Consider the following 11,716-nt stretch of genomic DNA (forward strand, 5'->3'; position numbering starts at 1 on the left):
GCAGCCTGGGCCGCCTGCAGCGCGGCGGTGGCGCCACCCCCGGGGGCGGGCAGCCTGGCGCCAGCGCGTCGAGGAACCGTCCGATGGTCTGCTGCTCGAGCCGTCGGTCGCCGACGTCGGCCATGATGTCCTGCCCTCATGACACCTCTCGCCTGCGAGCGGGCCTCTCGCCCGTCGGCGTCAATTGAACGACGGTCACTGGAAGACGATCGTCTTCGTGTCGTTGACGATGATCCGGTTCTCGCTGTGCCAGCGGACGGCGCGGGCCAGGGCCCGGCTCTCGGCCTCGCGGCCGCGGGCGGCGAGCTGGTCGGGGGTCAGCGAATGGTCGACCCGGATCAGCTCCTGCTCGATGATCGGGCCTTCGTCGAGGTCGGCGGTCACGTAATGGGCAGTGGCGCCGATGAGCTTGACCCCGCGCGCGTGGGCCTGGTGGTAAGGCCTGGCGCCCTTGAAGCTCGGCAGCATCGAATGGTGGATGTTGATTGCCCGGCCCTCGAGCTGCTTGCACAGGTCATCGGACAGGATCTGCATGTAGCGGGCCAGCACGACCAGGTCCACGTTCTCCTCGCGCACGAGTTCCAGGAGCGCGGCCTCAGCTTCCGCCTTGGTGGCACGGGTGACCGGGATGTGCCGGAAGGGCACGCGGTAGCTGTCGGCGAGGCGTCCGAGGTCAGGGTGGTTGGACACCACGGCGACGACGTCGAGGTTGAGCTCGCCGATCGAGTTCCGGAACAGCAGATCGTTCAGGCAGTGGGCGAACTTGCTGACCATCAGCACGACCCGCTGCCGGTCGGACGCGTCCACCAGACGCCACGTCATGCTGAAGTGGTCGGAGACCTCGCCCGTCCGCCGACGAAGGTCCACGACGTCGAGAGCGGTGCCGTCGATGCGGGCGAACTCCACCCGCATGAAGAACCGGCCCGAGCTCGGGTCGCCGAACTGCTGGCTCTCAACGATGGTGCACTCGGCATCCACAAGGAGCTCGGAGACCGCGTGCACGATGCCCGGGGCGTCCGGGCAGGACAGGGTCAGCACGGCGCGCTGGGCGCCGATCGGCGGTGTCATGATGTCTCCAGAAGTGTCGCCGGGAAGTCGGATACCGCGTCGCCGGCCTGCAGGCGGGCGGCGCGGACGGCGTTGCGCAACAGCCACACGTCGGTCACCGGTCCGACGCCGCCGGGCACCGGTGTGAGCGCGCGGACGCGAGGGGCCACCGAGGCGTGGTCGACGTCGCCGACCATGTGCACCTCGCCGTCGGCACCGAGCTGAGGATTGATCCCGACGTCGATGACCACGGCGTTCTCGCTGACATGCTCGGCCTTTATCAGACCCGCCTTCCCGGCTGCCACGATGAGGACGTCCGCCCAGCGGGTGTGCCTGCCGATGCCGGTGGTGCGGTCGGCCCACTCGTCGACGGACTGGACGGTGGCCTGTCGCTCGTACCCGAGGGAGATCGCCGGCTTGCCGACGTTGTTCGAGCGGCCGACGACGACGATCAGCGCGCGGTGGTAGAAATCCGCCCGGTCCTCCCCCACCGAGTCCAACCAGCTATCGAGGAGGTGAAAGCACGACGCGGCCGTGGACGGCACGAAGCGCGGCCGCCCCAAAGCCAGCAGGCCCGCATTCTCCGGGTGGACCGCCTCGATGTCCTTGCGGGGGTCGATCGCCCGGAACACGACGGATTCGTCGATCGGCGCGGGCAGCGGCCGCAGCACCAGGCTCCCGGAGACCCGGGCGTCGGCGTTGAGTCGCTCCACGAGCGACACCACGTCGGACTCAGCGGCGGACTGCGGGAGGCGATGGGGGAGGTAGGGCACGCCCAGCCGCGCGGCCAGCCGTTGCAGGCGGCGCTCGTAGGCCACCGAGCTGTAGTCCTCCCCGACCATCACCGTGGCCAGGCCTATACCCAGCCCGTCTCCGCGCAGCCGCGCGACCTCACCGGTCAAGGTGTCCTCGAGCGCGCGGGCGCATGCCCGCCCATCGATGACCTGGGCACTCATTCCGTTCCGCTCCTATCCGCGAAGGGCCGGGATCAGGACAGCTTCTGCAGCCAGGCCTGCCGCCAGGCCTCGGTGCTGTCGAGCTCGTTGAAGGTGAATACGTGCAGCCCGGAAAGCCCCGTGTCGTCGCGCTCGATGGCCGGCGTCAGCCGCTCCACGAGCTTGTTCGGGCTGTAACCGCCGGGCAGGAAGAATCGCCAGAACATGTTCTGCTGCTTCTTCAGGAATCGCGCCGACTGGCCCAGCCCCAGCCCGGCCGATACCCGGATGAGCTTTTGTCGGCTGATCGCCCCTGGGATACCGACCCGGATCGGCAGGTCGACACCGGCGGCGCGGACCTTGTCCGCCCATGCGATGGTGGCGGGGGCGTCGAAGCAGAGCTGGGTGATGACCTGGGTGGCGTGCGGTGCCTTCGCGACGATGGCCTGCTCGATCAGGGCGTCGGCGATCAGGCCGTGGCCCTCGGGATAGCCGCCGATCCCGATGGTGTCGAAGGGATCCCCGATCGCCCTGAGCGCCTCGAGGAGCCCGAGAGCGTCGTGAAACTCCCCCGCGGGCTCGGAGGCGTCACCGGCGATGACGAAGATCCCCGTCACCCCGGCCGCACGGAGCTGGTCAACCAGGTCGGACAGGTGCGCCTTGTCCCGAACCAGGCGTGCGGCCAGGTGCGGCGCGGCGCGGTAGCCACTCCGACACAGCCTGCTCGCCAGCTCCACGGTCGGTCGGAGGCCTTTGGCCTCGGTCGTGGTGACAGTGAGCGCAACATCGGTGGGGACGTGAGCGAGCACGTTCTCCTCGGCGCTTTTGAAGGGCAGCACTTCGTAGGTCGCCTCACGCAGTGCCCGGGCCAGGGTGGCCTGACGCTGACTGTGGGGACCGATCCGATCCGCCGCGCGGAGGACGTTGGACTGGCCGTTCGCCATCGTGGATTTACCGTTCCTTTACCTGCAGCCTCAACAATAAATGTAAGAAGTTACATACATTCTTTGCGGTCCGTGTGAGCGGCATAGAGCGGGGGCGGCGCGGCGTGGGCCGCTCTGTCGTCGCGCCGGTCCCGGGTCCGAATCAGCGCGCCGGATCGAGCTTCGAGTAGCCGGTCCGCCAACCCGCCTGGTACTCGGCCCGGGCGACCGAGGAGAACGGCGCAGGGCTGACCACGACGCGCACGGGGGTCTGCTCATGCGGCTCGACGTTGGTCTTTCCGGTGCCGCCGTCGGGCTCGCCCCAGATCAGGGTCAGCTCCGCACCCTCGGGCACATCGGCGTCGATCGAGCCCATGGACAGTACTCGGCGCGCGTTGGCGGTGTAGCCGACGTTGTTCAGCGACACCCCGACCTGGTTGCCGTCGGCGTCGAGCACGGTGTCGTAGCCCGCGAAACCGTAGTTGGCCAGCGGGAGGTCGAGGTACTTGTACCGCGGACCGTCGACGTCCACGACCGAGCCGAGGATCCGCGTGACGTCCTCGGCGTTCCACTCGAGCGTCACCTTGCGCCGGTGGGTCTGCCCGGCCGCTCGCTCCAGGGCCTCACGGCCGATGAAGTCGTGGTCGAACTTGATGAACGAGCCGTACCCGAGGTCCCACGGGGACAGGTAGTAGTCCTCGATATTGTCGGAAACGAAGCTGCCGGCCAGGGACAGCACCGCCTCGTAGCTCTGCGGCGAGAGCCACTCACGGTAGGCGCGCAGCTCGTCGCCGGTGTAGATCGCGGGCAGCGGCGCCGACACCCAGCCCGACTCCAGGGCCGCTGGGGGGTAGGCGCGGGCGCCGACGGGGACGATGCCGAACTCGGCACCGGCCTCCAGGATGGCCTCGCGGACCGGGATGTACGAGTCGTAGGGGCCCCACAGCTCGAGTCCCGCGGCGCCTGCCATGCCGTGGCGCAGGGTCCGGGCCTTGACCCCGGCCACGGTCAGCCAGTCCTCGTGGAAGAACTTCAGCTTCTCGACCGGTCCACCGTTGATCTTCTCGATCACATCCCAGGCGCGCGGGCCCTGAATCTGGAATCGCCAGAAGGTGCGGGTGACCTGCTGACCTAGCGGGTTCATCGGCGACCGGCGGTCCACGGTCACGTCGACGTCGTAGCCGCCGGTCTCGGCGTGGAACAGCAGCCAGTCGGCGGCGGCGGAGCGGCCAACGTAGATCAGCTCGTCCTCGGCCTCGCGGTGCATGATTCCGTCGCCGATCACGTGCCCGGCGGGCGTGGCGGGTATGTACTGCTTGGCGACGTTCACCGGGAACTTGACCGAGGTGAAGGCGGTCTCCGAGAACAGCCGGAACGCGTCCTTGCCCCGGACGAAGACCGAGTCCATGTGGTGGGTCTGATCCATGAGCACGACCGCGTCGCGCCACGCAGTCTGCTCGTTGATCCAGTTGTGGTACTCAGCCGTGACGGCCGGGTAGTTGTACGGCCCGACCTGCGAGTTGCGCAGCAGCCCGACGATGTCGCCGGACTCGGCGAGGATCTCCTGCAGATTCTGAGCAGCCATGATGAAACCTCCTGGGGAAGCGACAAGGTTGGTGGAGTGTCCAGGCACCGCCGACCGGGCGGGCCACGGGACCGGGGTCAAGCAGAGGGCGATGAGCCCATAGTCGAGCGCTGCATCGCCTGCACCGCGACGGCGTAGGGCGCGGACGCAACGGTGGCGCGCAGTAGCAGCTGGCGGTGCTTCTCGACGCGCGGCTTACGTGATCCGCCGTCGGACTCACCCCAGAGCAGGGTGACCTCGGTGCCGGGGGTCGCGTGCTCGACGTCGATCATCGCCAACGACAGGAACTTGCGTTCGTTGCCGCTGTAGCCGCAGTAGGTGGACAGTCCGATCGGCGTGCCGTCGAGCGTGCGCACCTCGTCTCGCTGCATGAGGCTGCCGTAGTCGGCGACTGGCAGCTCCAGGTACTTGTACGGGATGTCGTCCTCGAGCAGCGAGCGGAAGATGCTGACCACGTCGTCGCTGTTCCAGACCAGCGTGACCTTGACCCGCTTGGGCGATTTGGCCAGCTCCTCCAGGGCCGCACGGCCGATGAAGTCGTGGTCGAACTTCACGATGTGGCCGTAGCCGAGGTCGAAGGGGGTGGCGTAGTAGTCCTCGATATTCGAGGTCTTGAAGCTGCCGGCGATCTGGAACCGGCCCTCCCACCCATCGGCGGGCAGCCACTCGCGGTAGGCGCGCAACTCGTCGCCGGTGTAGATCGCGGGCAGGGGGTAGGCCAGCCAGCCGCTCTCGTAGAGGGTGCTGAAGTATGCCTTGGTCCCGCCCTGCAGCAGGCCGTGTCGGGCGCCGGCCTCGAGGATGGCCCGCCGGACCCGCTCGCCTTCCTCGTACACTCCGGACAGCTCAACGCCCTTGTGGCCGGCCATCCCATGGCGCAGGGCCAGCACCTCGACGCCGGCGATCTTCACCGTGGCCACGCGGAAGAACTTGATCTCCGGGGCGCCGCCCTCGACGACCTCGTCGAAGATCGCACTCGCGTTCGGGCCGTCGAGCTGGAACCGGAACTTCGTGCGCTTCCCGGTCGGGTTGTCCGACGTGTTGTTGTCGCGCTCGAGCGTGACGTCCCACTCCCCCGCCTTCGCCTGATATTCGATCCAGTTCAGCAATGGAGTGCCGCTGACCAGCTCGAAGGTCTCCTGGCCGAGGTCGTAGAGGATGCAGTCGCCGATCACCTGCCCGCGCGGGTTGACACCGATGATCTGCTTCGCGCGGGTGGTGTCGAGGTTGGCCAGGCTGTTGACCGCGATCGTGCCGAGGAACCGGCGCGCGTCCGGCCCCTTCACGAACAGCTCGGGCATGTGGTGCGACTGGTCGAACAGGACTGCGGTCTCCCGCCATGAGCGCTGCTCGTCGCGCCAGTTCGTGAACTCCACCGGGACCGGTGACAGGTCGGCCCGCGTGCGACTGTGCGCACCCGGGGCGTCGTTGTACATGTAGTCGACCAGATCGGGCTTGGTGTCGATCAGATCCTGGAGCGAGGTAGCCGTGGCGTCAGTGCCCATGGTGGCAAGTTCCTCTCGGTGTCATGAGGTCACGAACGTGGTCGGTTCCCCGGAAATCCGGTGCCACCTGGGGCGCACCGCTTCGCGACGGTCCGGTTCGGAAGCAGCGCCGCGGGAGCCGGGCGCTTTCGGCCCAGCCCCACTGCACGCCGCCGGTCACAACCGAACCTCAACTGCCTGCGGAAATTACTTGCGTATGTATCAACATACATTCTTATGATGTGTGACGATGGTGGACTTGTCAAGACTTGCGGATCCACAACCCCGCCGACGGGCGCGTCACCGCTGCGCGAACACGTCGACGCGCAGCGCCTCTACGCTGTGCTCGCCCACACTCAGCGGGGCCGCTACAACGCGCTACTCGAGGTCGGCAACGACACGCCGGCCAGCGCCAATCCGGAGCTGTTCTTCGAGAGCGCTCTTCCCTTGCGGGTCGATCACAGGGGCGCCGAAGCACGCACCATCCGACGGCCGTCGTCGAGAGTCGGTTCGGTGGCACCCTCGCTCAGCCGGACGTGCTCGCCGACCTCACGGCGCTCCCGGGGCGCTGGTCGTAGGGACGCGCTGACGCACCGGTCACCCTCACCGCGAGCGTGCCGATGCCGCTGATCTCGACCTCGACACTGTCGCCGTCGTACACCTGTCCGACACCCGCCGGGGTGCCGGTGAGGATGACGTCTCCCGGCCACAGTGTCATCACCGAGCTGGTATAGGCGACGAGCTCGGCAACATCGAAGATCAGGTCAGCGGTTGACGTGCGCTGGCGCACAGTCCCGTTGACCCGTGTCTCCAGCTGAAGGGAGCCCGGGTCTCCGAGCTCGTCGCCGGTCACCACCACCGGTCCGAGCGGAGTGAAGGTGTCGAACGACTTGCGGGTGGAGCGGTCTTCGGACGAGCGGACGGTCATGTCCAGACCGCAGGTGTAGCCGAAGACGTGCTCGAGCGCCCGCTCGGCGGGCACGTCCTTGGCCGTTCGACCGATCACGAGAGTGAGCTCACCCTCCTGGTCGATTCGCTTGTCACCGTAGGGCAGGCGGACCTGCTCGCCGGGACCGATGACCGACGAGCTCGCCTTGAGGAAGACCCCGAGGTCGGCGATGGAGTGGGTCTCGGACATCTCGGCCTTGTGGTCGAGGTAGTTCACCGGGGCACCGATAATCTTCGGGGGCCGGGGGAACGGTGCGGCGACCGTGACCTCGACGAGGGCCTGTCGAGGCAGCCCTTCGAGCTGCTCGGGCCTCCACCCGGTCGCGGTGCCGGACTCGATGAGTTGATGCAGCGGGCCTGCCGGGCCGATGGGTCCCGGGACGAGGCCGGTCACGTCGACCACGTCGTCGCCCTGCACCAGGCCGAGGCGGTTCCCGGCGAACACTACGAAGCGCATGCAGCACTCCTTTCAGGCTGGTCCGACATCGTCGGGCAGTTCCTCGCGGAAGAAGCCCAGTGCGCGCAGGACCGGCTCGTTGGTGAAGCTGAACAGGTAGGCGTCCTCGGTGTCGCTGGCGTTGCGGAGTTCGAAGCGCTGCCACGGCGGCACGGCGAAGACGTCTTTGTCGGTCCAGTCGAGCTGCGTCTCCCCGACCTGGGCGACACCCGACCCCTGCACGACGTGGTAGATCGCGCTCGAGGTGCGCCGGACCGCGACGCCCCGGAACCCGGGTCGCAGCCTGCTGACCCGGCACCCCATGGTGGGCAGCACCGGGCCGCCGGTGATCGGGTTCTTGTACTCCAGCAGCACCCCTTCGGCGGCGCTGCCCTCGGCGTCGTCGCCGATGGCGTCGAACGCCCGCCTGGTCTCCGCCCACGGGTAGTTGCCGACCGGAGAGGCATCGGTGTGTGCCACCTCCCAGGCCGGCGAGAGCTGGCCGTGGATGAACTGGCGGGAGGACAGGTCGTCGGGTACTGAGCTCTTCTGCGAGCGGTCGCCGTAGAGTTCGAAGAAGTTGACGTCCAGGCAGTTGGTCGTCAGCGGGTAGTCCAGCGCGTCGAGCCACACCATGGGCCCGTCGCCCTCGTGGTAGTGGTCGTGCCAGTGCCAGTTCGGCGTGAGCAGGAGGTCACCGGGGTGCATGTGCACCCGCTCCCCGTTGACCGTGGTGTAGGCCCCGGAGCCCTCGATGACGTACCGGAAGGCGTTCGAGGTGTGCCGGTGAGCCTGCGCGGTCTCGCCGGGACCGATGATCTGCAGGCCCGCGTAGAGAGTGGTCGTCGTGGCGGGCGGCTCCTGCAGGCCCGGGTTGATCAGCATCAGCACCCGGCGCTCGGCCTCCTCGAGCGAGAGCTCGTCGAGGAACCGGAGCAGATAGGGCCGCAGCGCGGCGTACCGCCACAGATACGGCACGGCCTGCGGCTCGGGCTCCTTGGGCAGCACGTTGCCGTAGTAGCGCCACAACGGCGCCGTCCCGAGTTGCTCGATCGCGGCATAAGGGTCCTCGACGGTGCCGCCGGCACCGGCAGGGACGTCCTGCTGAGTCGTCACCCGGATCTCCTTTCTACATTATGTATGAATATACATAAATACTCCCCCGGTGTGGCGTACGTCAATGGCAAAGGACACGGGTTCATTGTTGAAGCCGAACAGGAACACACCCTCGGGCCGACCGGCATTGCACAGCCCGAAAGGGCGGGACCGAGGAAGGCCGCCGGGTTGATCTGTGCAGTACCGCCAAACGCACTAGTATGTAAGCATCTTCATACAGACTGAGCCGAGGAGTGCTACGAGGCCTCCGCACGCACAGCGCGGCCGTTTCGACGCGTCGCCCCAGCCGAGAGGAGGACTCAGGGTGAGTGAGGTTCATCGACCGCCTCGCCTTCATGCGGCAACCAGGGTCTCACTCGACCTCGCCCTCACGCCCACCGAGCTGATCAGGGCCCTCCGCGACCGGGCGGGCCTGGTCGCACTCATCGGTGATGGCTGGGGCCATGGTGCAGCCCTGGTCGCCTTCGAACCGAGTCGCCGAGTGGCGTCGGCCGGCGACGCGTTCGCCGTCCTCGACGCCCCGCCTACGACGAGGTCGGCGACTGCTTCGCCGGCGGATGGATCGGCTACTGGGGCTATGAGCTACTTCATGGCCTCGAGAACGTCGAGCAGGGACAGGGCACGACCCCGCCGGGCCCCACGCATGTGATCGGGTACTACGACCGCGCGCTGCGGCTCCGGGAGGGTCGATGGTGGGCTGAGGGCGGCTGCGGCGAGTTCGAACTGCGCAACTGGGCCGACAGCGTCGTCGATCTGATCAAGGCCCGCTCGGAGCGCCTACGTATCGGCACGCCGTACCTGCTGACTCCCTTCGTCCCGGAGCGCTCGGGACGTGCGCACCAGGGCGCGGTGAGACAGGTCCTCGAGCATCTTCGGCGTGGCGACGCGTTCCAGGTCAACCTGACCACTGCACTACGGGCGAGCTTCCGCGGTCATCCAGCCGAACTGTTCTGTGCAGGCGTGGATCGGCTGGCGCCCCTCTTCGCCGCCTACGTCGCCTGGCCGGGTGGCGCGGTGGTCAGCTTCTCCCCCGAGCTCTTCCTCCGGCGACGCAGCCGGCGGCTTCTGACCTCGCCGATCAAGGGAACCGCGTCTCGCGATCCCGACCCGGGCGTCGATCAGCGTCTCGCCGAGAGTCTGGCGCGGTCGGGGAAGGACCGTGCCGAGAACCTGATGATCGTCGACCTGATGCGCAACGATCTCGCCCGAGTGTGTGTGCCGGGGACCGTGGTAGCCGCCGAGCCACGTCCGGAGCCGTACGCGGTCTGGCATCTTGTCTCTGACGTCGAAGGCGAACTGCGATCCGATGTCACCGACGGCGACCTGCTGCGTGCGACCTTCCCGCCCGGATCGGTGACCGGTGCACCCAAGGTCCGAGCGCTCCAGCTCATCTCGGAGCTCGAGGCCAGCCGGCGCGCCGCCTACACCGGCGCGATCGGAGGTCTCCTGCACGGGATCGGGCTGGAGTTGAACGTCGCCATTCGCACCTTCGAGATTGACAGCACCGCGAAGCGGATCTCCTTGGGGGTCGGCGGCGGGATCGTCATCGACTCCGACCCGGCCGCGGAGTGGGCTGAGTGCCTCACCAAGGCCGCGCCGCTGTTGGCCGCCGTGGGCGGTGCCCTGAAGGGTGGCATGGACGAGGCGGAGTCCTCGGCGTACCTCGGCTCGATCGTCGATCAGATGGATGACGGCGGTGCGCAGCGGCCTGCCACCCCGGGCGGGTTCGCGACCGTGTCGGGGTGGACGCGAGACCGCGGTCGCTCGAGGACCACCGACCTGTCGAAACCGTCCGCAGCGGGGCCCGCTCGTGTCCTCGTCGTCGACAACTATGACTCGTTCGTCTACAACCTGGTGGACTACCTACGGCGCCTGGGCGCCGCGTGCGAGGTCATCCGAAACGACGCGCCCGAACTGGACGACCCGATCCGTCTGCGAAAAGAGCTCGGGCTCAGCCACGTACTGCTCTCGCCAGGCCCCGGCAGTCCGGAGCAGGCCGGTGCGTGCATCGATCTGGTACGGGGTCTCGGCCCGTCCACCCCGATCCTGGGTGTCTGCCTTGGCCACCAGGCCATCGTGGAGGCCTATGGCGGTGAGGTCGTCCAGGCTCCCGAGGTCGTGCATGGCAAGGGGTCCGAGGTGTACCACGATGGCGCGGGGCTCTGGGCCGGGCTGCCGAGCCCGGTCATGTTGGGCAGGTACCACTCCCTAGTCGCCGACCCCCACACTCTGCCCGACGAGCTCGCGGTCACCGCTCGCACAAGTAACGGACTCGTCATGGGAGTGCGACACAACACCCACCCCGTCATGGGCGTGCAGGCACATCCGGAGTCGGTCCTCAGCGCCTACGGCTTACCGTTGCTGGCGAACTTCCTTGCTACATAGGCGAATCGAGGCGATGGGCCGAAGAACGGTTGCAAGCGCGCGGCCCCGTGTCGCCTGGCGCCCGTCGCCGATGCGGATCACTTCGCGGTCATCCGGATCGCGCCATCGAGGCGAATGGTCTCTCCGTTCAGGAATGGGTTGGTGACGATGTGCTCGACGAGCGCGGCGTACTCGTCGGGCCGGCCGAAGCGCTTCGGGTGCGGGATCTGCGCGCCGAGCGCTGCGCGTGAGGGCTCGTCCATGCTGCCGAGCAGGGGGGTGTCGAAGATACCCGGGGCGATGGTCATGACACGGATCCCGGTGACGGCGAGGTCACGTGCTAGCGGCAGGGTCATGGCGGCGATGCCGCCCTTGGATGCGGAGTAGGCCGCTTGCCCCACCTGACCGTCGTAGGCGGCCACGCTCGCCGTGTTGACGATGACCCCCCGCTCGCCGTCGATGGGCTCGAGGGTGGCCATCTCCGCCGCGGCCAGTCTCGCCGTGTTGAAGCTACCGAAGAGGTTGAGCTCGACCACGCGACGGAACGCCTCCATCGGGAGAGGCGATCCGTCCCGCTTGACGGTGCGGCCCGCTGCCCCCCCGCCGGCGCAGTTGACCAGGACACGAACGGCACCCAGTTCGCGGGCACGCGCCACCGCGGCAGCGACATCCGCCTCATCGGTCACCGAGCCTGGTGAGAAGACGGCCCTGTTACCGAGCTCCGCGGCGACCGCGGCACCGGTCGATTCGGGCAGGTCCAGCAGCACGACCGCGGCACCTGCCGCGTGGAGTCGGGCCGCGGTGGCGCGTCCGAGTCCGGAAGCTGCTCCAGTGACGATGGCAACAGCTTGGTCGTTCAGGTCCATGTGAGTTCTCCT

Annotated in this window: 9 protein-coding genes and 1 pseudogene; 1 reads left to right on the forward strand and 9 read right to left on the reverse strand. The window is 68.0% G+C overall.

The features are described from left to right. Positions 1-17 precede the first annotated feature (17 nt). The 8 genes and pseudogenes from NV1_RS46105 to NV1_RS35890 all read right to left on the reverse strand — a co-directional run. Positions 18-140 (reverse strand): annotated as a pseudogene (locus NV1_RS46105) (hypothetical protein); the annotation flags it as partial. A 55-nt stretch (positions 141-195) separates the two neighbouring features. After that, positions 196-1,068: a formyltetrahydrofolate deformylase gene (gene purU / locus NV1_RS35860; RefSeq protein WP_067902059.1), complete on the reverse strand. Its 873-nt coding sequence runs from the start codon at positions 1,066-1,068 to the stop codon at positions 196-198. Beyond that, entirely contained in the window at positions 1,065-2,003 is a 939-nt protein-coding gene (locus NV1_RS35865; RefSeq protein WP_067902061.1) for a bifunctional 5,10-methylenetetrahydrofolate dehydrogenase/5,10-methenyltetrahydrofolate cyclohydrolase, read from the reverse strand. Before NV1_RS35865 ends, purU begins: the two co-directional genes overlap by 4 nt. 32 nt (positions 2,004-2,035) lie before the next feature. Further along, entirely contained in the window at positions 2,036-2,926 is an 891-nt protein-coding gene (locus NV1_RS35870) for a methylenetetrahydrofolate reductase (RefSeq protein ID WP_067902064.1), read from the reverse strand. A 142-nt stretch (positions 2,927-3,068) separates the two neighbouring features. Further along, positions 3,069-4,490 (reverse strand): vanillate/3-O-methylgallate O-demethylase, encoded by a 1,422-nt coding sequence (ligM, locus tag NV1_RS35875; protein ID WP_067902067.1) that lies wholly within the window; start codon positions 4,488-4,490, stop codon positions 3,069-3,071. Positions 4,491-4,567: 77 nt separating this feature from the next. After that, entirely contained in the window at positions 4,568-5,995 is a 1,428-nt protein-coding gene (locus NV1_RS35880; protein WP_067902073.1) for an aminomethyltransferase family protein, read from the reverse strand. Positions 5,996-6,500: 505 nt separating this feature from the next. Beyond that, entirely contained in the window at positions 6,501-7,379 is an 879-nt protein-coding gene (locus tag NV1_RS35885) for a fumarylacetoacetate hydrolase family protein (RefSeq protein ID WP_067902075.1), read from the reverse strand. A 12-nt stretch (positions 7,380-7,391) separates the two neighbouring features. Next, a complete protein-coding gene (locus tag NV1_RS35890) occupies positions 7,392-8,474 on the reverse strand; it encodes a cupin domain-containing protein (protein ID WP_067902077.1) in 1,083 nt (360 codons plus the stop codon). 435 nt (positions 8,475-8,909) lie between these two features. Here NV1_RS35890 and NV1_RS35895 point away from each other — a divergent pair, with 435 nt between their 5' ends. Continuing rightward, entirely contained in the window at positions 8,910-10,859 is a 1,950-nt protein-coding gene (locus NV1_RS35895; RefSeq protein WP_507762142.1) for a chorismate-binding protein, read from the forward strand. A gap of 77 nt (positions 10,860-10,936) precedes the next feature. On the opposite strand, the gene NV1_RS35900 is transcribed toward NV1_RS35895, so the two are convergent. After that, the gene (locus NV1_RS35900) at positions 10,937-11,704 is read right to left on the reverse strand and encodes an SDR family NAD(P)-dependent oxidoreductase (RefSeq protein ID WP_067902081.1); all 768 of its coding nucleotides are present in this window, start codon (positions 11,702-11,704) and stop codon (positions 10,937-10,939) included. Positions 11,705-11,716 lie beyond the last annotated feature (12 nt).

Source organism: Nocardia vaccinii NBRC 15922, assembly GCF_001613305.1.
Classification (GTDB): Bacteria; Actinomycetota; Actinomycetes; order Mycobacteriales; family Mycobacteriaceae; genus Nocardia; species Nocardia vaccinii.

Coding starts and splice junctions, on each gene's coding strand:
- purU (WP_067902059.1), bottom strand. CDS start 1,068: ATGACACCGCCGATCGGCGCCCAGCGCGCCGTGCTGACCCTGTCCTGC.
- NV1_RS35900 (WP_067902081.1), bottom strand. CDS start 11,704: ATGGACCTGAACGACCAAGCTGTTGCCATCGTCACTGGAGCAGCTTCC.
- NV1_RS35865 (WP_067902061.1), bottom strand. CDS start 2,003: ATGAGTGCCCAGGTCATCGATGGGCGGGCATGCGCCCGCGCGCTCGAG.
- ligM (WP_067902067.1), bottom strand. CDS start 4,490: ATGGCTGCTCAGAATCTGCAGGAGATCCTCGCCGAGTCCGGCGACATC.
- NV1_RS35885 (WP_067902075.1), bottom strand. CDS start 7,379: ATGCGCTTCGTAGTGTTCGCCGGGAACCGCCTCGGCCTGGTGCAGGGC.
- NV1_RS35870 (WP_067902064.1), bottom strand. CDS start 2,926: ATGGCGAACGGCCAGTCCAACGTCCTCCGCGCGGCGGATCGGATCGGT.
- NV1_RS35880 (WP_067902073.1), bottom strand. CDS start 5,995: ATGGGCACTGACGCCACGGCTACCTCGCTCCAGGATCTGATCGACACC.